Source organism: Halobaculum sp. EA56 (assembly GCF_051195075.1).
Lineage (GTDB): Archaea > Halobacteriota > Halobacteria > Halobacteriales > Haloferacaceae > Halobaculum.
Window position 1 is genome coordinate 59599 of sequence record NZ_JBNTJX010000012.1, and the last position, 24669, is coordinate 84267.

Genomic DNA, 24669 nt, shown 5'->3' on the forward strand with positions numbered 1-24669 from the left:
CCGGACGCTGGCCGTACCTCGTGGTATGTCACACAGACCCACGCGGAGGGGGCTCCTCCGGGCCGCCGGCCTCGCCGGGGCGGCGGGACTGGCGGGCTGTTCGGGGCGGATACTCGGCAGCGACGGCGGCGACCCCGAGGCGTCGGCCGGGTCCGCCGCGTCGGGGCCGCCGACGCGCGAGACGCCGCTGTACCAGCCGTGGGACCGGGAGACGCTCCGGGAGGCGACCGTCTCCGGCGGCCCGGGCAAGGACGGCATCCCCTCGGTCGACGACCCGCAGTTCGCGCCCGCCGGGGAGGTCCCCGTCGCGGACGACGACGTGGTGTTCGGGTACGCCGGCGAGGAGGACGTGAAGGCGTACCCGCAGGACGTCCTCGTCTGGCACGAGATAACGAACGACACGCTCGACGGCAGGCCGGTCGCCGTCTCCTACTGCCCGCTCACGGGCACCGCGATGGGCTTCGACCGCGGCGACACCACCTTCGGCGTATCGGGGAAACTGGTGAACAACAACCTCGTCATGTACGACCGCGCGACCGACTCCCGGTGGCCGCAGATCCTGGCGACCGCCGTCGACGGCCCCCGGGAGGGCGACCAGCTCCGGGAGTTCCGGTTGACGTGGACGACGTGGGGCAGGTGGCGCGACGCGCACCCGGACACGCTCGTGATGACCGAGGACACCGGCTACGCCAAGCGGTACGGCTCGGACCCGTACGGCAACTACAACCCCACCAGCGGCTACTACGGCGGCGGCCGGACGCTGTTCCCGACGCTCGACGAGGGGTGGACCGAGACGCTGGACGAGCCGAAGCGGGTCGTGATCGGGGCCCGGACCGCCGACCGCGCCGTCGCGTTCGACAAGCCCGCGCTCCGGGAGCGTGGGCTGCTCGAAACGGACGGCGGCGGAAGCGACGACGACGGCTTCCTGGCGGCGTACGACCCGGGCCTCGACACCGGGTGGGTGTACCGTCGGGACGGCGCGAGCGTGACCGCCGGCGAGGAGCCGGGGCGGTTCGTCGTCGACGGCGAGCCCTACCGCGCGGGCGACCTGCCGCTGGAGCGCGTCTACGCCTTCGACGCGATGTGGCACGCCTGGGGCGGCTTCTACCCGGAGACCGCGTATGTCGCGTGAGCACGAGACCGCGGGCGGACGGAGTCCGGTCGCCGTCGTCGCGACGGCGGCGGCGCGGACCCGCCGGGGGCTCGCCGCCGCGCTCGCCGACCCCGTCGCGGCGGCGGTGCTGGCCGCGGCCACGGTCGTCTACACGCTCGTGTACGCCGTCGCCGTCGGCGACCTCGGGGTCGTCTCGCGCACGGCCGGTGCGGGCGCTGACGCCGGCGCCGTCTCCGTGACCGTCGTGGCGGCGCCGCTGACACGCGCGCTCGCGGGCGAGGGGGTCGCGCTCGTCGCGGTCGGTCCCGTCGAGTACCTGCTCGTGCCCGGGACGCTCGCGGTCGCCGTCGCCATCGGACTCCTCGTCGGCGCGAACCTGGCGCTGTCGGCGCTGGCGTGGCGACGGCCGACCGTCTGTGACATCTCTCCCGCCTCGGGGCTGGCGGCGGGTCTGCCGGCGCTGCTGTCGGGGACGGCCTGCTGCGGCCCGCTGGTGTTCATCGTCCTCGGGCTTCAGGCGACGAGCACGGCGCTGACGGCGATCGCGTGGCTGCGGCCCGCCGCGATCCTCCTGCTCGTCGCCTCGCTGCTGTGGGCGGGGTGGCGGCTCGACGTTCAGTCCGCCCCCTCGTCCGGGAAGATGCTCTCGGGGATGTAGGCGGTCACCGTCCAGTTGGGCGCGTCGACCACCTCGCTGATCTTGAGGTCCATCGCCGCCGAGCACAGCAGGTACGCCTCCCCGCGGGTGAGCCCCCGGTGCTCCGCGAGGTGCGTGATCATGTGCCGGGTGGCCTTCTTCGTCGCCTCCATCAGGTCCGAGTCGATGCCGGTCGTCGCGTACATCGGCTCGTCGACGCCGGTGGGCGTGAACGGCCCGGAGGTGGCGAGTTCGGGCTGTTCGATGTCCATGTCCTTCCGGACGCGGAACCGCGCGGTGACGAACATCGGCGCCTCCACGCCCGTGACGCACACCTCGCCGTCGCCCTGGGCGGCGTGGCAGTCGCCCGTCGAGAAGAGCGCGCCCTCCACCTCCACCGGGAGGTAGACGGTCGACCCGGCGGTCATGTGCTTCACGTCCATGTTGCCGCCGACCGAGCGCGGCGGGAGCGTGTCGTGTTCGCCGGCCTCGGCGGGGGCGTTGCCGATGACGCCCGGGAACGGGTCCAGCGGCACCTCGATGCCGTTGACGAACTTCCCGACGTCGCCCTCCAGGTCCCAGATGTGGATGCCCGGCTCGTCGAAGTCCTCGGGGAGCAGGCCCAGTTCCATGTCGCCGGGGAAGTAGAGGTTGTACCCCCACCCCTTGTGCTGGAGGTCCAGCAGTTCGACCTCGAGGACGTCGCCCGGCTCGGCGCCCTCGACGTACACCGGCCCGGTCAGGGGGTGGACGGGGTCGAAGCTCACGTCCGTCACGTCCTCGGCGGTGGTCTCCACGTCGATCTGGCGGTCCACCGCGTCGCGGCACTCGAAGCGGACCACGTCGCCGTCCTCGACCGTCAGCGCCGGCTCCAGGGAGTTGTCCCACGCCGAGTGGATGTTCCGGTCGGCGTCGGAGAGCCGGTGGTCGACCGAGTACTCCTCGCGGTCGGTGTCGTGCCCGTGGTGTGGCATGGAATCACGTTGCACCCGCCGTCGCAAAAACGCGACCCATCCGGCCCGTGGCGCCGGTATCCGGGTCCACGGAGCTATCGGACCCGCCGGAATTGACGGGAGGGCAGGAGACGAGACGGGAGGAGACGGGACAACCGCCGCGGCGAGCGCGCACGCGGCGGTCGCCACGCCCGGTCGGTTCTCGCCGTCGATACCGCGACCGACGCGGTTTTGAACCCGGATCGGCTCGCGGCGACCATGGACGCGAAACGGGTCGCGGCGGCGGGAGTCGTCAGCGCGACCGGGATCGGGCTGGCCGCGATCGCGGTCCGCCGACTGTGGCTCGGTGTCTCGGGAACTGCGGGGGGGATCGTCGCGGGCGCGACGCTGCTGCTGGGCGTCGCCTTCGCCGTCGGCGGTCCGGCGATGTACCGGACGGACGTCGACTCGGACCACCTCCTCCGGGTGGCCGGCTGGAACACGCTCGGGGTGGTTGTGACGACGGCGGTGCTCGCGCTCGTGGCGGCGTACCAGGCCGCGACCGGCGGCCGCGTGACCGCGCCGCTGCTGACGGGGGGCGTCGTCGTGGGGGTCAGCGCCTTCGCGCACGTCCTCATCGGCTTCAACGACGTGCGCCGGATCCGGGCCCGGACCGTGGCGAGGCAGCGACAGAAGGCGGCGGTGGTGAACCGCTTCGTCCGCCACGACCTGAAGCACCACGCGCAGCTCCTGCTCGGGTACGGCGAGCAGCTCGTCGCGTCGGGCGGCGGCGGCGACGCGGTCGACCCCGGAGACGTCGGGGAGCGGATCGCCGATATCGGGTCGGAACTCGCGGATACCAACGAACGCATCGCGGTCATCGACGACCTCCTCGACGGCGACGACGGCCGCGCCGCGGTCGACCTGACGGCGCTCGTCGGGGAGCGTCGCGACGGGTGGGAGTCCGAGCACCCCCGCGGCGAGTTGTCGGTCGACCTCGGCGCCGACCTCCGCGTGGCCGCGGGCGACCATCTCGGGACGGCGCTGGATGAACTGGTCGAGAACGCGTTCGAGCACGGCGGCGACTCGCCGTCGGTCGCGGTCGAGGGCTCGCGGACGGGCGACGAGGTCCGCCTGGAGATACGTGACGACGGCGACGGCTTCCCGGAGCGCGAGCGCGCGCTGATCAACGAGGACCGGACCGAGACGCAACTCGACCACAGCGACGGGCTCGGGCTGTGGCTCGCCAAGTGGATCGTCGAATACGACGGGGGCCGGCTCGCGGTCGAGTCCGGAACCGCGGAGGGCGGTCGGGTGACGGCGACGCTCCCGGCCGTCGACGCGACGGCGACGTAGGCGGGGCGGTGCCGGTCGGCGAGTCCGGAGAACCACCCGGCGCCGAACTACGCCGAACGCCGTTCAGCGAGCCCGATCCGGTTCACGCCGGATCGAACTTCCCCGAGCAAGCTCGGCGAGCTCGATGAGGCTCACGCCTCATCGAACAGGGTTTCGCCGTCGACCATGTGCTCCTCGACGGCGTCCATGTCCAGCGTGACGCCGAGGCCGGGCTCCTCGGGGATCGTGATGTAGCCCTCCTCGATCACGTCCTCCTCGACCAGGTCCTCCCACCAGCCGAGCTCGTAGGAGTGGTACTCGACGGCCAGCGAGTTCGGGATCGCCGCGCCGACGTGGGCGCTCGCGACCGTCGCCACCGGCGAGGAGACGTTGTGCATCGCGACCGGGACGTAGTACTGGTTGGCCACGTCCGCGATCTTGCGGGTCTCGCGCATGCCGCCGACCTTGGGCAGGTCGGGCGCGATGATGTCGACCGCCTGGTTCTCGATGAGGCGGCGCTCCTCGGTCACGCGGTAGCGGTTCTCGCCGACCGTGATCGGCGTGACCGTGGACTTCGTGACCTCCTCCTGCACCTCGAGGTTCTCCGGCGGGACGGGGTCCTCGAGCCACCACACGTCGTACTCCTCGATGGCGTCCGCGAGGCGCTTGGCCGAGCCGCCCGAGAACGTCCAGTGGCAGTCGAAGGCGACGTCGGCGCGGTCCTTCACGCGCTCGGTCACCCGCTCGACGATCTCGGCCTTGTGGCGGATCTCGCCCGGCCGGAGGTGTCGGTTCGCGCGGTCCTTCTCGAAGCCCGACGGCACGTCGAGGTCGAACTTCAGCGCGTCGTAGCCCAGCTCCTCGACGACGCGCTCGGCCTCGTCCGCGCACGCCTCCGGATCCGCCTCCGCCTCGGTGTGGCAGTCGCAGTAGACGCGCATCTCGTCGCGGTACTTCCCGCCGAGCAGCTGGTAGGCCGGGACCTCCAGGATCTTGCCCGCGAGGTCGTGGAGGGCGATCTCGATGCCCGAGATGGCGGTGACGGTGACGCCCTCGACGCTCCCCTCCCCGGACATCTTCTGGACGAGGTGCTCGTACAGCCGGTCGATGTCCAGCGGGTTCTCCCCGACGAGGAACGGCGTCATCCGCTCGATGAGCTCGGGAACGCCCGCCCCCCAGTAGGCCTCGCCCGTGCCGACGACGCCCGCGTCCGTGTACACGCGCACGAGCGTCCACGGGAAGTTGCCGTCGACCATCGTGCACTGCACGTCGGTGATCTCCACGTCGCGCCCGCCGCCGCGCTTCGCCGTCACGCCCATCGTCTCCCCGGAGAGTTCCCGCATCGTGTACTCCGCGTTGGGGTCGTGCAGCGAGTCGTAGTTCCTGCCCATGCGTGGCCGTTTACTCGAATCGGCGTAAAGGTTTTGAGGGACGGCCCCGCGGTCGCGGTCCTACCGACCCCCGGAGGCCCGGACCAACTCGACCGCGCGGAAGGAGCCGTACGACAGCGCGACGAACCCGACGACGAAGACCGCGGCGCCGGCGCCGAGGCCGTAGTCGCGCCAGACGACGTTGACGAGCACGAGCAGGAGGTAGACGAACCCCGCGAGCGCGGGGATCCCGAGGATCGCCGCGAGCAGCGACTTGGTGTCGTCGTAGGGGCGCCGGGACGCCACGTCACTCCGTGTGATGAGAAGCGGGTAAAACGCTGCGGTCGACCACACCCCGACCGTACGAATAACGAAGATTTTTATTCTGATACGACGCTGACTAACGCGATACGTGCTACCGAACGGAGGCATCGGTGGCGAGGACGGCGTCGGTCGGGCTTCGTACGAGTTGACTAGATGACGTATCGGCGACTGCTTCTCGGTCGGTGGTCCCGGCGGGACAAGCTAGCGATCCTCGTCGTCTCGCTCGGTGTCGCGTTCCTCTGTGGTACCGCGTTATTGATTGTCGTCGCGGGGGGGCAGACGAGCGCGATCGCCGCGGAGTACGGGGCGACCACCACGGTGACGACACACGACACTATTGACGCCGCGATGGCTGCGGCCCCGCTGAACGCGTCCGTGCTTCCGTTCGCGGTCGTGACTAGCTCGAGAGGCGACCGTCGGTACGTTCTCGCTCGACCGGAGGAGCCTGTCCCGACGTTGGGTAGTCTCGGTCCGTCGAACGGCGCGACCGTCGGCGGGATCGATACCGCAACGGATGTTCGGCTAGCGGGCGAGCGCGGCAGCATCGTGATAACCGTGTCTCCCCGCGAGAGCGCGTCGATCATCCCAAGCCACTGGTACCTCGCCAATATATCTACGGTTCGACATCTCGGCCCGACCGGCGCGTTCGTCGTCCGCCCGGTGCCGTCGGATTCCGTGCCCCGAACCGGCGTCCCGCTGCGGACGGCACTCGCGTTCTTCGTGTTCGGCACCCGCGAGGCGCTCGCTGCCCTTGGAACGGCAGTGATCGGAAGCGGGTTATTAATCGGCGTCGTCATCTATAGTATCACTCGGATGACGATACGTGATCGGTCGGACACCATCCGGGTCATCCGCGCGACCGGTGGTCGAGATCGAACTCTGCTCGCCCTGTTCGGGGTCCGCGCGGGCGTCCTCACGGCGACCGGAGCGGCTCTCGGCTACGCGTTCGGGGTGATCGGGGTCAACGCGGCAATCAACGTGGCCGTTTTTGCCGGCCTTCCTACCTCGCTGTCTCCCACAGTTACACCTGCTGTGGCGACTGTGCTCGTCCCGATCGTTGGATCCGTGATCCTTCTGGGGATCGTGAGCGGCGTGGGCGCCGCCTGGCAGACGACCCGCCGCAGGCCCTTCGGCCCCGTCGATCGAACACCGTCTCGCTCAGCCGACCGAAGGTTCGTCGGCCGCGTGCACACCTCTCTCACTCCGACCGTGATCGACGTACGGACGATCGTTCCGACGACGGCGACGCTCACGACGTTCGTGGTGTTCGTCGTGCTGGTATCCTCGATGGCTGGCGTTATTACCCCGTTGACTGCCGGCGACGGGGCCACAATCACGCAACCCGGATCTCCTCATCCCGTTGCGAGTACGGTCCCGGTTACGTATGCTGACGCGCTTCGGGCCGAGGGGATCGACGCCAGCCCGGAGATCCTACTGTTTCAGGTCTCCGACGGACGGACGTACACGGTACGCGCGGCGAACTATACCGCGTTCACCTCCGTGACCGACGTGTCGGTGCTCCGCGGGCAGGCACCGGCCTCGCCGAACGAGGCCGTGATCGGGGCGGATCTCTCACAGACCTTGGGCGTGGAACGGGGCGACCACATAACGCTCGGAGGGTCGACGCGGGACGGATTGGCTCGCGTGGAAGTCGTCGGAGTGTATCGGGCGCCCGGCCCGTTCGATGACCACGTGATCGTCCCGTTGGCGACGGGTCGTCAACTGGCCAACAAACCCGACGGAACGGCCCAGTTCGTCCGGGCAGACCGGCTCCCGAACGTGTCGATCGGGGATGACGCCATCACGGTCGTCGACATACGGGCGCCAGAACGAGTGGCGGTGAACGAATCGTTCACCGCCTGGATCACCGTAGAGAACCAACGCGAACGAGCGATCGACACGACCGTCGCCGTCTCGTTCGACGGGCAGACACTTGATCGGTCGGTTTCGATCGAACCCGGCGAACAGACCACGATCGAACTCGTCCTCTCTGCGGGGACGGCCGGCAAACGCGCCCTCCGTGCGGGCGACCGCTCCCGCTCCATTCTCGTCGGCAACGCGACGGCCGATTCCGGGTCGCTCTCGATCGTCCCGCTGCCCGACCGTGTCCCGCCGAACGCGACCCTTCTACTGACTGTTCGTGATCCGAACGGCGATCCCGTTCCGAACGCGACAGTAACCGTCGGGAACCGGACGACTCGCACCGGCACCGACGGAGTCGCCGCGATACCGACCGGCGAGCCAGGGTCGCTCGATGTTCGCGTCACAAGCGGCGACCGAACGGGACGAGCCGTAACACGAGTCACGGACGGTGTCGACCGTCACCCGGTCGGGTCCGTCTCGCTCTCCCCGACGACACCGGACCTCCTCACGAGGCCGACGGTTACGGCCCGGTTGGTGAACCCCTGGAACCGGACCGTCGTAGTCGATACCGTCGAACTCACCGGACCCGACCGCAGCATCACTCGGTCGGTCTCGATCCCTCCGGGTGGTGAGGAGACGATCTCGACGCGGCTACCGCAGCAACCTCCCGGGACGTACGACATCTCGCTTCGAGTTGACGGGGTGACGATCGCGACCGAACGATACCGGGTCACCGGCGACGATCGGATCGCGGCCGCTCTCGCTACCGATGGACGCACCGGTACGTCGGGTATCGGTCGAGCTATCGAGGCGGCGTTCGGGAACCTTCAGCTCGTCTTCGGAACCGTACTCGTGCTCGCTGGGGCGCTCACGGTCGGAGGGACGACCGCGACGTTTGCCCGAGCGGTCCACGGTCGGAGGCGGACGATCGGGATCTACCGAGCCACGGGAGCGTCACCGGTCCGCGTGACGCGCATCGTACTGAGCGATGCCCTCAGCATCGGCCTGTGTTCGGTGTCGATCGCGGTCCCACTGGGACTCATCGGACTCCGCGTGGCGGACGCGTTCGGCTACCTCACCGTGTTCGGGATCCGCCTCCGACCGACGGGCTCGCCGACAGTTCTGCTCGGCGCTGCCGTCGGAGGTATCGTGTTGACCCTCCTCGGTGCCGCGCTGGCGACCGGCTCGTTGCTCTCGATGTCGCCCAGCCGATTGGTCCGTGACGAGTCCGGGATCGCTCCTCCCGGCGAGCGAGGAGGTGACTACGATGACGAGTAGTCGATCCCGACGGATCGTCGCTATCGGTGCCTGTCTGGTGATCGGACTCGGAACGCGACTGTTTCCGCTCTGGTGGAGTTCGCTCCCGGCGACCCTCGATGGTCTCGTATATGCACGCCACGCTCGCCGGACGATCGTCACGGGTGGACTTCCTCTCGCGGGGTTTCGAGCGGACGCGTTGGTCTCGACGGTATTGCTCTCGACCGGGAGTCTGATCACGTCAGTTCAGCCGTTGCGACTCGCCCAACCGCTGTACGCAACGGTTGGGGCGACCGGGGTTCTTCTCGGGGTTGCGTTCGCCCGGCGTTTAGGAGACAGTTTGGGGTGGTCATCGTCCCGCAGACGACGAGCGGCTGTCCTCGCGGCCCTCGCGCTGGCTGTCGAAGGGGTGTTCGTTCGCCGGACGGGCGTCCCCGACGACGACGCGATCACGTTGGTCACGATCCCGTTGGCGGCGCTCGTGGTGCACTGCTACGCAATCAGTGAACGACCGGCGTGGCTCGTCGTTGCGGGGAGCCTGCTGGTCGCGCTTCCGCTCACACACACCTTCAGCACACTGATCGCTGCCCTCGTGTTGCTCGCCTTAGTCGCCGGGTATCTAGTCGGTCGGCCGCTCACTCGCGGGACACTCGGCGTCGTCGCGCTCGTCGGCGGGTTCGCCGCGTATTTCGTTGGGTACTACGCTTGGGCGGGCTCGGAGACGCAGCTTGTCGTCCCATACGTCGACCGGGTACAGTCCTCGCCGGGGCTGTTTCTCGCATGGCTCATCGTGTTAGTCGTGTTCGTCCCGTGGTTCCAACGCACGTCCCGACGGCTGCGTCGCGCGGTCGCGTTCGTCCCGCTCGTCGTCGTCTTCGGCGTGATCGCCGTCAACGCACGGGTCGTCGTCTTCCCGGGAACCGCCGCGACGCCGCGGATCGTGTTGTGGCTAGTGCTCCCGCTTGCGGTCCCTGCAGTGCTCGCGGCAGTCGGTGCACACCGCTTCGGCCGGATCGGCCCGGTCGAACCGGTTTTGCTCGCGATGTTCGTCGCTCCCATAATACAGATCCTCTTCTCGCTGACCGCGGGATTGACCCCAGAGTACTTCGCGACGGCGCTGCGCGCACAGACGCATTTCCATCTCCCCGTATTGGTCCTTGCGAGCGGTGTCGTTGCTGACCTCCATCCCGCACGGGACGCCCTTCGATCGCGGTCCGGTCGGCTTCTGGCTCGGTACGGCCGTCCGGCGATCGTCGTCTTGTTCGTGTTTACGCTCGTGGCGACACTTCCGGTGGCATACGTGAACCTCGACACCGGATCCTACCCCAGTACGACCACCGAATCCGAGTTCGCCGCGGGAACGTTCAGCGCTCGATATCTTGCCGGTCAATGGACCAGCTCTCACACGCAGGTCCGGATCCCAGCCAACTACTTCGGCGGCGTCAACGCCTCCGTCTCGCCTGCCGCCTCGTGGTTGCGGGGCGGGCCGGTCCCGGACTGTCCGGTCGTCGCACAGCGGTCCTGGACCACGACCGGCGCTCATTTGTTCCCGGGGGCGCCGGAGACCATCGAACCGAACACCTACCGGCGGTGGAAAGCCGAACGCTCGCTCGTGTATGCCGCCGGAGGACACGACCCGATTGTCGTCACGGTTCCGCGAGGAGACACCGGAACGCGTTGTTGAGAGGTAGCGAACGGAAATACGTGGTCTCTGAAGAGACGACCGAGATGATATATCGATGTCGTGTACTTACAATTTGATAATAGCCTGTAATTAGTTTCTATACCGGATCGCGACAATTTTGAGACAAATATATGCTGTCGCTGTTGCTCCGAGATACTGGATGCCACCATCCGCACGCTGGGGGAGCCAAGCATGAGCAGCAATTTCTCACGGAATTCGGTGCCCCGTGCAACGATCCACAAACAGATCCTCGACCAGGCGGAGTCGAACCCCTCGATGTCGATCGACGACCTGGCTGCGGAGGTCGCGGGTGCGTCTCCGGAACTGGTGGAATCTGTGTTGAACGAGTACGGCGATCCAGGATCCGACACGAGTGCCTCCGACGAGTCCAAATCTTCCGAACCGGCCGAGGCGTACACAGTCGCTTCAACTGAACTTTCGACGCCGACAGCTGAGTCCCCCGCGGAAAAGGGACCCGAATCGACGGGAGACGACCCCGAACTCGCAGGGAACCGCTCCGCGGCGACCAAAGACGAACAATCCGACTCCGATGCGGCGGCCGATCCGATTGACGGCGGGAGTTCGTCGGGAAACAACAACGACGAGAGCGGGTCGGGAAACGATACGCACGTGGGAGATCCGAAAGCAACCGACGCGGGGACTGGAGTGAAGTCTGAAGACGTCGATCATGACCACAGTGAACGTTCAACTGACGACTCGGGTGACTCCGGAGACGAATCCTCGGAGGAGTCGGCATCCGATCCGGGGTCGATGACCGATGACCCGGCGTCCAACTCGGGGGACGCTCCGGCCCATCAGTCGGACGCTGCTGTGGATCTAACAGATCCGGAGGCCGACTCAGAAGCGGCGGTGCCGATATCGACGTCGGAGTTGACTCAAGAGCAGTACGAGACGCTGGAGGCGATCTATCACAATCCGTCGGCAACACAGGCTGAACTCGCGGACCTGCTGGACGTGTCGAGAGCGACGATCTCCGTCAGAGCGAACGCCGTTCCCGGGTTCGAATGGGCGGACCGCGAGACGTTCACCGCCGAACTGTTCGACGAGACCACGGGAACCAGCTCCGAAGATAGCGGACACATAGATGGGAGAGAGTGCTCGGATACGACGGCAACGAGCGAGCAGTGTGAACTGTCCGAGAAACAGTTTACCGCCCTTTCCGACAGAATCGACGACCTCTCTGAACAGGTTTCTGACCTCTCCGAGACCGTCTCGGAGTTGGAGGAGGACCTCGGGAACAACGGAGGAGCGACAGACTCGCATGTTCATCGGTTTGACGACGCCGAACTCCTCCACAAGGCGCTGAACGCGTGGATGGAATCTGAGCACATCTCCGACGAAGAAGAAGTCGAACTCATCGATAGAGTGTTGTTTTGAGCTATTTCGTCCACTATTCTGCTGTGGCCATGTATGGCCGTCTCGAAATCATACCATACAACTAGTAGTATTATCGATCCAATGTGTTCCACTTTCGGCGACCGGTTCGATTTCGCTGGCCAGTCGTGACCGGACAAGCACACGATACTCGCCTGGACTGTTGAGTTGCGCGCACCCGGGCTGCGAGGCGCGTCTGATCCATTACTACCGTGGAATGTAGTCGACGGTTACCGATGAGGTCTCTACCTTTTTTATCTCCAAATATTCTATATTTATAATCTGTTTACGATAGGTACATTTTATCTCCGCCCTGCCACATAAATGTCAGTCTTACAGACTGTACAGTAGATTTAATAGTCGATGTGTGCCAGCCGTGCGCAAATGCTGTTACCGACTGGCTGGCGAGACGTAACCTATACCGAACAGCTACTGGACCGGAACGCACCGGCGTGTGAGCGACCGTGACACGAACGAGACTCCAATTGGGGGCGGTTCTCGCGTGTCTGTTGTTGGTGATCGGTGCGGCTGCACCGGCCGTCGGGGCGGGTGCTCCCGGTGAGACAGCTTCCGAGGGGACAGCCGATATCAGTTCGGCGCCGGAATCCGAGTCGGCTGCGACATCGGAGAGAGACGTGACCGATGTCTCGAACAAAACAGAGCGGGCACAACTCTCCGGGCCGCTTCGGCTCCGAATGACGCGGGCGGACGAAGGCGAACGGATCCCGGTGCTCGTTATTTTCGAGACGCAACCGGAGGAGTCGCTCCCGCTTGAGTCGCTTTCGGCCTCGGAGGCTCGTTCCCGTATGAAACAGCTCGCACGGAGCGAACAAGACCGCGCTCGAAGTCTCCTCTCCAAGGAGCGTGAGGCTGGCCGAGCAGGCAAGGTAACGACCTTCTGGAGTCGTAATGCGCTGGCCGTCAGCGCAAGCGAGGACGTGATCGACCGGCTTGCGGAACTTCCCTCGGTCGAACGGATCGTCTATGACCGGGAGGTGACGGTTTCGAACCCGAACGAGACGGGTATCCCAGCGGTCGACCGCATTCTCTCCGACTACAACACCTCGGCGACGCCAACGGGATACGAACAGTCCACGAGCGGCGAGGCCGTGTGGAGTGTAGAGTATATCGGTGCCGACGAGGTGCAACAGCGTGGCGTGACCGGCAACGGTGTCAACGTCAGCGTTGTCGACACCGGGATCGACGACGATCACCCCGCGCTGCAGGGGCAGGTCGTCAAGTGGAAGGACTTCACCAGTAACAATGCATCGGCGCCGGTCGACCCCGACGGACACGGCACACACGTTGCCGGAACCATCGCCGGTCGTCCTGACGCTGAACGCGCTGTCGGCGTCGCACCGGGTGCAAATCTCTTCGGCGCCCGCGCGCTAGGCGCCGACGGCAGCGGCAACCTTTCAGACGTTATTGCGGCCTTCGAGTGGAGCGCGGAACAGAACGCGGACGTCATTTCCGCGTCGCTGGGCGTCCCCCCGTTCACGACCGAATCACCCGGCAACGAAACCATACCGGCTGCCGGCACGTCTAGCCACGAATTCGAGGTAACGGCGAACGCGTCCGTCGGAACGAACGAGAGCCTGGGAGCCGCGTACAAGCCATCGTACGTGCTCGTGATTCTGGAACCGACGGCGGTCAACGGCACGTCGGTCGATCCCGTCACGGAGCCGCAGCGGGCAGAGCGGGCGGTTCGAAACCTCTCGGTGATGACGCTTGATCCGAGCGGTAATCCGTCGCTCGACCAGTACTCCGCAGGCTGGGCGTTCGAAAGCGGTCAAGTACCGCCCGGACTCATTGTCCGGAAATTCAAGCCCTCGAACGGCCGTATCGACGAAACGGGGAACTGGACACTCTCGGTCCAGAACAACAACGACGTGAACGTTTCCTACCGGTACTCGACGATTACGGTCTATCCGACGAACGGTTCGGATATTGTTTCCGATGCGGTTGACGAGATCGCTCGGACTCACGACGTGGTCCCGGTTGTCGCTGCAGGGAACTCGGGAACGGTCTTCGGAAATCGAACGGTAGGAAGTCCGGGAGCGGCCGAGACGGCGATCACGGTCGGTGCGACCGCGTATCGCTCGCAGGCGGTCGCATACTTCTCCAGTCGCGGTCCGGTCGGATACGGGTCGGATGCCAGACCGGGCGTCACCGTCACCGCACCCGGGGTCGGGGTCCTCTCAGCTTCCTCGCTGGAGGACGGCGACGGCCAGCAGTACGAGCGACTCTCCGGTACCTCGATGGCGACGCCGCACGTCTCCGGAACGGTCGCGCTGATGCTGGCGGCGAATCCGAACATGAGCCGCGCGGACGTCCGTGACACCCTCCGGGCGACCGCACAGGAAACCCCCGAACCGGATGCCGCTGAGGGTGCTGGCGTCACCGACGCGTGGGCGGCCGTAAACGCCTCCGCCCCCGGCGGGCTAAACGAGACTGGAACGCCCCCGCAAGGCGTTCGGGAACTGTTCGCCGGCATCGGCGACACCGGGGAGGAGTTCGTTAACCTCCGGGTTGAGCCTGTCACCGATCCCGCGGGTGACGCCGGCGGGGCTCCGGACTTGCGGTACGCGAACAGACAAGCCCTGAACGGAGAGCTCGAACTCGGCTTCGCCGACGCCGGTACCGCGAACGCGACTATCGAAGTATACATCGACGCCGACCGAAACGACTCGACCGGTGACCCCGACCGCTCCGGAGCCGAGTTCCGCGCGGTGATCAACCGGACGTTCGACGGCACGAGCTACAGCGCCCAAGTTCGGAGTCAGCGATACAACGCGTCCACTGACACCTACGAGTTCGCGGAGAACTTCTCCGCACAGTACGGGACTGTCGCCGGCGAGTACATCAGCCTGTATCCGTACGTCTATGACGGACCCTATGAGGATTCGGGGCCCGTCGATTTCCACGTCATCTCCCGGGACGAGTCCGGGAGCGCGGTCGACCGGCTTCCGGATGCGGGGCAGGTGACCGAGGGCGAGGTAAACGAGACGCTGAAGACGGTCGCCGTCGCGTGGAACTCCTCGGCCGGCCGTCCCGCGACCGACGCGCCGGTGACGTTCAGGGTGATCGATGAGGACACCGGTTCAGTTGTCGCTAACGCGACCGTGCTAACGGGCACGGACGGCCGTGCCGTTCGGAACTTCTCGGTTGGGCTCGGCAGGTATCAAGTCGAGGTGACCGATGAGCGTGGCAACAGGATCACGCAGTCGTACAGCCTCCGTGATGCCCGTGTGGAGTCGTTGGTTCGGAACCCGTCCTCCGACGGCTTCCCGAACCGTACGGTCGACGACCGCTTCTACAGCGTCGGGTCGAACACGACGCTGACGGTCAACATTCCCGTGTACGCCGACAACGAGTCGATGACGCCGTACGAGGGTCCCGCGTCGGTCGGCGTCGAGCCGTGGAACGACGCCGGATTTACGGTGAACAATCTCACCGCGGAGAACGGCGTGGTCACGTTCACGATCGACTTCTCGCAGCGCCGCATCGACGAAGTCGAGCCGTACATCAGTCTCCAACTCGCACTGTCTGGGGACTACGGCAACGCGACGAGAACCGTCAGTGCGGGATCGATCGACATTGAGGCGGAGAGCGAGGTCCGGACGAGCCTCGGTCCCGAGGTAACGACCGTCACGCCCGGAGGGACCGCGACGTTCAGCTTCCAGCACGCCGCACGAGACGGCGACGCTGTGAACGCAACGACGGTCTACGAGGTCACCTGGATCACCGACCGGATGGTCGCCTCGCTGTCGAGCGAACTCCCGGCCGGGACGCTCGATCGGCTGAAGACGGTCGTCCAGACAGGCGGCGAACATGGTGAGCTAACCCCGCGAGACCGGCGGGAGATCCGTGCGGCACTGAAGAACGTCTCCGCCAGTCGGACCGCACGGACGGTCGTGAACGGAAGTGCTGTGCCCAAACGCCACGGCGTCGGCACGTTCTCCGTCGACGCGCCGGTGGACGCCCGATATGGGTTCGTCACTGCGCGGGCGGCCACGGAGAGTGCCGAGCCGACGACCGCCGTAGTGGCTATCGAGGGCCGGACTTCGGCGTACCATGATCGGCGGACGGAGCCGGCCGAAGAGAACGAACGGTATTGGCTCTCTATCGACTACGACTGGGACACACACCGCGAAGGTGACTACATCGTCCCGAACGACACGTACGACATCCGTATCTCGTTGTACGACGAGCGAACCAACAGCTACGCGGACAACCGGACGGTGAAGCTCTACACTGACGGCGGCGACGTGTACACGGTTGAACTGAACGGCAGCGACACGACGGTGACTGTCGACGCACCCGATACCGACTGGGTGAACGCCTCGTTCGACGAGCGCGAGCAACAGGTGTACGCGATCGTACAGAACGTCACCCGACCGGATGGCACGGCGGTCGAAGAGACCGAATACCTCTACCCAGAGATCCGTGAAGCAACAGGGAGCGACGGCGTCCGTCCCGATCCCGAGCTGGCCTACGAGAACGGCCAGCTCACCGCGACAGTAACATACTGGAACGCGACCACTGACAGCGCCCCGGGCGAGCGGACGCTGTTGGTCCTCACGGAGGAGCGGTCCTTCAGGACGGCCCGTGACGTGTTCGTCGGGTTCGGTCAGCCGACGAACGGCACGCTCGTCCGGAACATCACCGACCCAGCGGCTCCCGGACCGGAGGAGTCTATCGAGTACGAACTCGGTGCACGGACACCTAGCGTCGACGACAACACGCTGTGGGTTGATTATCTCGGTCTCGATGGCCTCCAGGTGGAGACGAACGTCAACGGCGGCTTTACCGACGGCGGGTCGACCCCGGTCACCGTGACCGTTACCGACCGCAACGGGGATCCGGTCGAAGGTGCGGCCGTCACCTGGCGCTACTCCGTCTTCTACCCGACGGACAGAACGTACGAATCGTACGTGCCGCCGGAGCGTCCGGGCGGCACTCGTGTGGGTGTCACCGGGCCGAACGGGACGGTGACCTTCGATGTCTCGGTTAGCGTTCCCGAGGGGGTCTCGTCGGCAGGCCTCCGGTACACGGTCGGCGCGGCGACGGCGAACGCCAGCGCGACCGAACTCCAGCAGCAGTTCACATTCGTCGAGACGACCGAGCAGGTGGCACTCAACGGAACGGTCACCGAGCCGGACGGCTCTCCGGCCGCGAACGGCACGGTCGCGCTGTGGTCGCGCGACTCCACGGGCCGGACGATGGTCACCACGACGAACGCGACCGGCGAATTCAACGTCACGCTGAACGAGGGCGCCGAGTACACATACGCGTTCTACGCGACCGAGTTCGATAACGAATCGTCGCTCAAGGTCCGCGACGGGTCGCCGGACGTTCACTCGTTCGGTAACTTCGTCGCCCAGTCGGGGCTGACCCTCGACGAACAGCTCCCGGAGGGGCACGTCCTCAATGTGACTGTTGTTGACGAGGACGGGGATCCGGTTCCGGCAGACGAGGCAGAGCTCAACATCGCGTCGACGCCCGGCTTCTCGGCCGACACTCGTGCCGGTGCGGTCGATCTCCCGACAAACGCGAACGGGATGCTCCAATTCCCCAACGCGTCCGCGCCGGGCATCGAGATGGCCGGCGACGTGACTGTCGCCGTCGAACCGACGGCTGACCGCTTCACACAGGACCGGGTCGTTAGGAACGTCACCGTAACGAACGCGACGAACGTGACGTTCCGCCTCGACGAGGTCGAACGCGTGAACGTCACCGGCCAGTTCGTCAACGAAACCGGGACTGCGCTGGCTGGCGACCAAGTGCTTGTGTACACGGCCAACACGGACTCGGTCGATATCGTCGAGACGAACGCGACCGGGAACTTCAGTGTCACCGTGCGTAACGGTACCGCGGCCGCGGTCGGCTACCGTCAACGCGGTGGCGTCGGCGGCGCGAACGTCTCGGCCGACGGCGTTCCGGACCTCTATTCATACGGCGCGTTCAACGTGAGCGGGAACACCTCACTCGGAACGATCTCGCTTCCGGAGGGACACCGGGTGAACGTGACCGTCGTCGATGAGGATGGTAACCCCGTCGCCGACGCCCGGATCGTCGCGCGCCACTGGGACAGCGCCGACCGCGAGGCCGGCTTCATCACGGACGAGCGGACGACCGATGCCGACGGCCGGTACGCGATCGAGCTGACCGGCCCGGTGACGATCGGGGTCACACCGCCGGAGAACGCGACCAGGTTCGAGGACCGGACGAACTTCCGTGACCTCAACGTCACTGACGACCGGAACGTCACGGTCACCTTGGATGAACCGGGGACCGAACCGACTGTCGGCGTCGAGAACGCCACGGTCGAGGAAGGCAACACGACGACGGTGAACGTGACGCTCTCGGAGGTGCCGAACGGACTGCAGTCCTTCGAGCTCGCGGTGTTCACCGAGGACAACACGACCGCGACCATCACCGGCGCGACAGTCGCACCGGCGTTCAACCGTAGCAGCGCGGAGATCTTCGGCGCCGGTGACGCAGTCGAGCTGTACGGTCTCGACGGCATGGACAACGTCACTGCCGGCGACGGACCGGTAGTGCTCGCACAGGTCGAGGTGACCGGCGTCGACGCGGGCGAAGCGAACCTGACGGTCGAACCCGTTGTCTTCGAGAACGACAGCGGGGGAGGATTCACTCCGGACGTGCGAGCCGGAAGCGTCACCGTGACCGGCGCTGAGGTACCGCCGACTGTCATGGTCGGCTCGGCGACGGTGCCACCGAACGCGAGCGGCACTGTCCCGCTGACGCTGACGAGCGCCCCCGACGGGCTCTCCGGATTCAACGTCACCGTCACGGTCTCTAACGCGACGGCCGCGACGCTGACCGGCGCGAGCGTGCCCCGCGAGTACGTCCTCAACACTACCTCTGTCGGTCCGGACGGGACTACCCTGACGATCAAAGCTGCCGACACGAGTAACGTCACCGTACCGGGCGATACCGACGTCACAATCGCTACCGTCGAACTCCGCGGCGAGACACGCGGAAACACGAGCCTCAACGTCACCGTCAACCAGATGGACGATGACGACGGCAGGCCGGTCGACCCGCTCGTCGAGCCCGGAGTCGTTCAGGTGCGTGACCTACCGGCCGTAGCCGGGGACGCGCGGCCGACCGACCCCGACGGTGATGGAAAGTATGAGGACATCAACGGGAACAACCGTGTCGACTTCAACGACGTCGTCACGCTGTTCCTCAACCTCGACGACCCGGCGGTGACGAACAACTCCGACGCGTATGACTTCAACGACAACGGAAGTATCGACTTCAACGACGTGGTGACGCTGTTCGAGGTGCTCTAAGATGGCTGGAACTGGAACGACAGATGAACGGTCGACGGAGAACGAACCTCTCGCCAGAGATATCGGGTCGAACGCGATCACGACCGCTACCGGCCACCGCAGCATACGCTACGCCGTGCTCGCCGTCGTCATGCTACTCGTAGCAGCACCGGCGGTCTCGGGTGCGGGTGCACTTGTCGGTCCGAGCAGTGCGACCAATGCCAGCGTTGCAACGCAATCGTCACCGACTGTCGCCGTCGGTAACGTTACGGTTGCCTCCGGCACGAACGGGACGACGAACCTGTCGCTGTCTTCGGCACCAGACGGCCTCTCCGGATTCACCGTGGTCGTCTCGGTCGGATCCACATCAACCGCGACGATCACGAACGCCTCGGCAGCGGATTCGTTCGGTCTGACGAACGTGACTGTCGCCGATAACGGCTCCTCCGTCCGGATCAAGGCGGTCGACCTCGACAACAGTACGACTGCCGGAGCGACAGACATCGCGCTCGGACGCATCGAGGTGACCGGAGAGGCAGGCGGACAAACGAGTCTGAGCGTTTCGGTCGAGCGACTTGACGACGATGCCGGGAATCCGATCAGTGCGACTACCGATGGCGGTACGGTGTCGGTTCAGGCAGCGAACTTTTCGATCACGGAGTTCGCGGTGTCGCCGACCAGCGGCACAGCACCGCTGAACGTCACTGCCACTGCGACGGTGACTAACACGGGGGACGCAACTGATTCGACGACCGTTCCGTTCGTCGTCGACGGTGTCGTGGTCGACGAGCGGCTGGTCTCGCTGGCACCCGGCGAGGGCATCACGATCTCGTTCAACGAGACACTCGACGCAGGGTCCCACACCGTCCGTATCGGTGATTCTGACGCGGTCACTGTCGATGTCTCGTCGTCGGATGGCGGCGGAGGCGGTGACACCACAACGACCACCACGTCTGCCGACGGTGGAACGACGACCACGACGACCACCGATGGCGGGACTACGACCACCGATGGTGGGACTACGACCACGTCGACAGACAACGGATCGACTACGACGACGGATGTAGCTCCAATAACAACCGTTGACACGACGACGAGTACGCAGACCCCTGGATTCGGCGTGTTCGTCGCCGCGCTGGCGCTGGTCATCGCTGGACTGATCGCGATCAGACCGGAGTAGTGTAGCGGTCGAGGGCCCGTTCTCGGGCTCGTTTTGTTGTAGAGCTATCGGCCTTCGAGGAGAGAACCCCGTCGTTTACCTGAATTGAGGCGCTAAGGCCCCTTCCTCAACGAACGAGCGAAGCGAGTGAGTAGGGAGAGGATGCAGCGCCGCACGGTTCTCAAACACGTTCGACGCTCGGCCCACAGGCCCACGCAATCGAAACAACTATAATGCGTATGTAGTGAGGCGGAAGAACATCACCATCCGCGAAGACCAAGCCGAGTGGGTCGAGGAGAACCACCTTAACCTCTCGTCGTTCGTTCGCGGACAACTTGACGAACTCATCGAAGAACGCTCGTGAACTACAACTACAGGTATCGACTCCGACCGTCCGACGCTCTCGAAGAACAGTTAGCGTGGACTGTCGATACCTGTAGACAGGTCTACAACCACTTTCTCCATCGACTCAACCGCACCGACGACACCTCGGCATACTCCGAGCAGAAGCTCCTGCCGAGTCTCAAGAAGTGGTGGAGCGACCTGAAAGGCGTTCACTCGAAGGTACTACAGAAGGTCGTGCAACGGCTGTACGACAACCTCTCGACACTACGAGAGCGCAAAGAGAACGGCTACCGCGTCGGGACGCTCAAGTGGAAGGCACCGGGCGAGTACCGCAGTTTCACCTACAGTCAATCCGGCTTCAAGCTCAAGAACACGGGCGGTCGGACTCAACTGTGGCTCTCGAAACTCGGTGAAATTCCGCTCACCTTCCACCGCGACCTCCCCGACGACGCCGACATTAAGACCGTCACGGTCAAGCAAGAACCGACCGGGAAGTGGTACGCTATCCTCGGCGTCGAAACCGCGGACGACCCGCCGGAGAAGCCGGAGAATCCCGAGAACTGCGTCGGTATCGACGTGGGGATTTGCAAGTACGCCCACGACACCGACGGAACCGCCGTCGAATCCCTCGACCTGTCCAACGAACGCGAACGGTTGGAACGCGTACAGCGCGACCTCTCGCGGAAACAGCACGGGTCGGACAATTGGGAGAAACAGCGTCGGGTCGTGGCAGAACGCCACGCCGAGTTGAAGAACAAGCGCCGCGACTTCCTGCACAAGCTCTCGAACTACTACGCTCGGGAGTACGACTTCGTGGCCGTCGAGGACTTGGACGCGAAGGGGGTGGTCGAACTACCGGGCAACTCGCGGAACCGGGCAGGTGCGGCGTGGGGGATGTTCCTGCGGATGCTCAAATACAAGTGCGAACGCGAAGGAACGCACTTCGTTGCTGTGAATCCGCGCGGAACGACGAAAGAGTGTGCGTCCTGCGGCGTTTCGACCGAGAAACCGTTGTGGGTGCACGAACACTCCTGCCCGGCGTGTGGGTTCGAGGCGGACAGAGACGCGAACGCGGCGTGGAATATTCTTTCTCGCGGTGTGAAGAAGCGGTTAGGAGCGGGACGCTCCGAATCAACGCCTGTGGAGACTGCGCTCCCTGTGTCCTCGGTTGTGGATGCAAAGCGCGTCGTGGAAACAGGAAACCCCACCCTCAAGCGCGAGGGCGTCAGCCCGAGCGGTAGGGTGGGGTAGTTCACGACGGTCTCGCTGCGAGCAACATAGCTACAATCACAGCCGTTACCGCGCCACAAACGCCGAGTATGGGTGCCGGATTCGTCAATCCGCGTGGTCCTTTCGGAGTCGTCGAGGGCATTCGAGACGTGTTCCCGACAGAGCGATCCGCTCGCTGTCTCGAGTCCTCTCGAACGATCACGGTCGCGTTCGTTGTCCTCGGATGAAGCGGATCTCCTCGGTCAGTATCGATCCTGCTTGTGACGATCGAGACGGTCATCTCGCCCGGGGCGGAGGCCAGGATCGTCACGGTCCCGAGCGGCACGTCGCTCGCTCCTGAGTCGACCCTGCCGATGATATCGACCGCGCGCAGCTCGGCCGTGGCGTCGTCAAGTACCGTCGCATTCTGAATGCCGAAGGTCGGTATGCTCGCGTCGACAATCAGACCGGTTGACGGGTCGGAGACCGTGACGAACACGCTGTAGCCTGAGAGCCCGTCCGGTGCGGACGAGAGCGTGACAGCAAGCGTCGTACGGTCGCCCGTATCGACCGTCGCGGACCCGACCGCAACTGTCGGTTGGGAGGCGGCATTTGATGTCGCCGCCGTCAACGCCAGTGTCGTAGCCAGCGTCACCGCCAGCAGCACGAGCAACCGTCGACGAGGAGCCGAGCGATTCATTGGACGACCCCGGTCGAATTCAAGGCTTGTGAACGGCCAGAAGCAAGAGTCCGACCACCAACAGAAGGACATATCCGAGTGGGCTGAACAACGGCGCAGTCGCCGCCGTCGTCTCCTCGACGATTCCACTCTCGGTCGCGTTGAGGCTCGTCGATGAGTCCGCGGACTCGACGGACCCGTTCACTGCCCCCGTTGTCGCATTGCCGGGAGAAGTCGCTCCGTCGGCCGTGGTGTTCTGCGAGACCGTTGTCGAATCGGTGGTCTGAGGTCGCGTAGTTGATGCATCGGTTGTCTGATTCCTTGTCGTTACAGCTTCTGTTGATGTCGTATCGGTTACCGTGGAGGTTGTAGCAGCAGTTCTATTCGTCGTGGTGGCGGTTGACGTGGTGTTCACGTCGGTCGTGGCAGTGGTCGTCCGCGCGGCCGACGTGGTACTGTTTGTCGATGTGGCGGTGGGGGTGGCTGTCTCTTTCGCCTCGGCGACCGAAACGGTCGTCGAGGTACTTACACCCAAGAACTCGCGGACGGTCCCGTTGAATCCCAGCTCTCCTCTCACACCCGCGACGACTGTGTATTCTCCCCGGGCGAACTCGTCCATGTCGAACGTCGCGGTGAACGTCGTCTCGTTCACACGCGTCGCGTTGTGAACGACCTGCGTGTCATCGTCGCCGACGGCGACAGTTATATCGGTGAACGCTGGCGGGTCGCCACGCGGGTCGACGGTGACGTTGACCCGGAGGGTCCCGTCGGGGTCGACTCGCGAGGGGGCCGAGTGGTTGACGACATATCCCGACACGACGAACGGCTCGGCAGCGAGTACTTCACGCTGGTCTCCCGACTCATCGGTGATCGCGATCACGTAGGTTCCGACATCGTAGTAGCGGAGCGAGAGCTCGAAGGAGTCGCTCCCCCGTCCGGCGTCCGTTTCGACGACGGTCTGTTCACTGTTTACCACTCTGACCGTGTAGTACTCCCCGTCGGGGGCGTCGACATCGAATCGCAGTACGTCCTGGTTGGTCGCGTGACCGATCTGCGTCACCTCGACGGTGGTCCCCTCGGACTCGAATTCGACCGGGGGGACGTCGCTCGCGCCGTCGATACTCACGCCGTAGTCGGGATCCGTCGCGTTCAGCGTCGCCGTCCCGCTCGCGGCACCCAGCATCAGGACGGCCACAGCTAGGATCGCCGTTCGGGACGAGCAGCGCCTCGGATTCATGTCTCACCTCGTACAGACACGGAGAACGGACGACGGAGACGGATCATTGTCCACTGGTGGGGGCGTCCATCATAAAAACAGTCGGGTCGACCACGAGCGACGGGTATCGGACCCGGCGGCGAGGCGGTATCATTACGGTGGTCGCCCGACCACGGATCTCCGATGACCGAACCGGTCGTGCGCGCCGTCGATCTCGCCGTCGAGCGCGGCGGGATCCGCATTCTCGACGACGTGTCGATCGACGTCCCTCCGGACGCCAAGCTGCTGATCCAGGGGCCGAGCGGTGCGGGAAAGACGACGCTTTTCAACATCCTCGGGTTGCTGGCGCCGCCGACCGCCGGGGAGCTGTACGTGAACGGCGAACACACGGCGTCGCTCGGTGAGCGCGTGAAAGCGCGCATCCGTCGCGACACGATCGGGTTCGTGTTTCAGGACTTCCAGCTCATTCCGGACCTCTCCGCGTGGGAGAACGCCATCCTCCCGCAGGACCACGGCGGTACACGCGACGAGGAGTGGCTCACGGAGCTGTTCGACGCGCTTGCCATCGACGATCTCAGGGACCAGTACCCGGCGACGCTCAGCGGCGGTGAGAAACAGCGCGTCGCGATCGCCCGTGCACTTGCGAACCGACCCGCAGTCGTTCTCGCCGACGAGCCGACCGGTCAACTCGACCCAGACACTGCCGACCGCGTGCTCGACCTCCTGTTGCAGGTCCGTGCGGATACCGAAACCGCGCTCGTCGTGATCAGTCACGACAGACGGCTCGCCGACCACTTCGATGACCGGCTTCGACTGGCCGATGGCGGGCTTACCACGGTCTCATGAGGG

Annotated in this window: 15 protein-coding genes; 10 read left to right on the forward strand and 5 right to left on the reverse strand. The window is 65.4% G+C overall.

The annotated features are described in order from the left end of the window. The first annotated feature begins 25 nt into the window (after window positions 1–25). Both ACQUQ1_RS16915 and ACQUQ1_RS16920 read left to right on the forward strand, forming a co-directional pair. Window positions 26–1132 carry a DUF3179 domain-containing protein gene (locus tag ACQUQ1_RS16915; RefSeq protein WP_435065476.1) on the forward strand — a complete coding sequence of 369 codons (1107 nt, stop codon included), beginning with the start codon at window positions 26–28 and terminating at the stop codon, window positions 1130–1132. Further along, entirely contained in the window at window positions 1122–1772 is a 651-nt protein-coding gene (locus ACQUQ1_RS16920) for a hypothetical protein (RefSeq protein WP_435065477.1), read from the forward strand. The genes ACQUQ1_RS16915 and ACQUQ1_RS16920 overlap by 11 nt, the downstream gene beginning before the upstream one ends. Here the strand turns inward: ACQUQ1_RS16920 and ACQUQ1_RS16925 are convergent. After that, window positions 1730–2725, reverse strand: a complete 996-nt coding sequence (locus ACQUQ1_RS16925) for an acetamidase/formamidase family protein (protein ID WP_435065478.1) — start codon at window positions 2723–2725, stop codon at window positions 1730–1732. The two genes, ACQUQ1_RS16920 and ACQUQ1_RS16925, sit on opposite strands and share 43 nt — an antisense overlap. 237 nt (window positions 2726–2962) lie before the next feature. Here ACQUQ1_RS16925 and ACQUQ1_RS16930 point away from each other — a divergent pair, with 237 nt between their 5' ends. Beyond that, window positions 2963–4039: a sensor histidine kinase gene (locus ACQUQ1_RS16930; RefSeq protein ID WP_435065479.1), complete on the forward strand. Its 1077-nt coding sequence runs from the start codon at window positions 2963–2965 to the stop codon at window positions 4037–4039. A 131-nt stretch (window positions 4040–4170) separates the two neighbouring features. Here ACQUQ1_RS16930 and ACQUQ1_RS16935 read toward each other — a convergent pair whose 3' ends face one another. Then, window positions 4171–5409 carry a mandelate racemase/muconate lactonizing enzyme family protein gene (locus ACQUQ1_RS16935; RefSeq protein ID WP_435065480.1) on the reverse strand — a complete coding sequence of 413 codons (1239 nt, stop codon included), beginning with the start codon at window positions 5407–5409 and terminating at the stop codon, window positions 4171–4173. A gap of 60 nt (window positions 5410–5469) precedes the next feature. Next, window positions 5470–5694, reverse strand: a complete 225-nt coding sequence (locus ACQUQ1_RS16940) for a hypothetical protein (RefSeq protein ID WP_435065481.1) — start codon at window positions 5692–5694, stop codon at window positions 5470–5472. 171 nt (window positions 5695–5865) lie between these two features. Here ACQUQ1_RS16940 and ACQUQ1_RS16945 point away from each other — a divergent pair, with 171 nt between their 5' ends. From ACQUQ1_RS16945 to ACQUQ1_RS16970, 6 genes are all read left to right on the forward strand, one after another. Next, complete coding sequence (locus ACQUQ1_RS16945) at window positions 5866–8853, forward strand: FtsX-like permease family protein (RefSeq protein WP_435065482.1); 2988 nt, start codon at window positions 5866–5868, stop codon at window positions 8851–8853. Continuing rightward, entirely contained in the window at window positions 8843–10516 is a 1674-nt protein-coding gene (locus ACQUQ1_RS16950) for a sodium/phosphate symporter (protein WP_435065483.1), read from the forward strand. Before ACQUQ1_RS16945 ends, ACQUQ1_RS16950 begins: the two co-directional genes overlap by 11 nt. A gap of 192 nt (window positions 10517–10708) precedes the next feature. Further along, on the forward strand, window positions 10709–11914 hold the full coding sequence (locus ACQUQ1_RS16955) for a MarR family transcriptional regulator (protein WP_435065484.1): 1206 nt from the start codon (window positions 10709–10711) through the stop codon (window positions 11912–11914). Between the two features lie 803 nt (window positions 11915–12717). Then, on the forward strand, window positions 12718–19233 hold the full coding sequence (locus ACQUQ1_RS16960) for a S8 family serine peptidase (RefSeq protein WP_435065485.1): 6516 nt from the start codon (window positions 12718–12720) through the stop codon (window positions 19231–19233). A gap of 1 nt (window position 19234) precedes the next feature. After that, window positions 19235–20392 (forward strand): hypothetical protein, encoded by a 1158-nt coding sequence (locus ACQUQ1_RS16965; protein ID WP_435065486.1) that lies wholly within the window; start codon window positions 19235–19237, stop codon window positions 20390–20392. Window positions 20393–20731: 339 nt separating this feature from the next. Next, window positions 20732–21967, forward strand: a complete 1236-nt coding sequence (locus ACQUQ1_RS16970; RefSeq protein ID WP_435065487.1) for an RNA-guided endonuclease InsQ/TnpB family protein — start codon at window positions 20732–20734, stop codon at window positions 21965–21967. 1 nt (window position 21968) lies between these two features. On the opposite strand, the gene ACQUQ1_RS16975 is transcribed toward ACQUQ1_RS16970, so the two are convergent. Continuing rightward, window positions 21969–22592 (reverse strand): hypothetical protein, encoded by a 624-nt coding sequence (locus tag ACQUQ1_RS16975; RefSeq protein ID WP_435065488.1) that lies wholly within the window; start codon window positions 22590–22592, stop codon window positions 21969–21971. Window positions 22593–22644: 52 nt separating this feature from the next. Next, window positions 22645–23841, reverse strand: a complete 1197-nt coding sequence (locus ACQUQ1_RS16980; protein WP_435065489.1) for a hypothetical protein — start codon at window positions 23839–23841, stop codon at window positions 22645–22647. Between the two features lie 162 nt (window positions 23842–24003). Between ACQUQ1_RS16980 and ACQUQ1_RS16985 the strand changes: the two genes are divergently transcribed. Then, window positions 24004–24666, forward strand: a complete 663-nt coding sequence (locus ACQUQ1_RS16985) for an ABC transporter ATP-binding protein (RefSeq protein WP_435065490.1) — start codon at window positions 24004–24006, stop codon at window positions 24664–24666. Window positions 24667–24669: the final 3 nt, after the last annotated feature.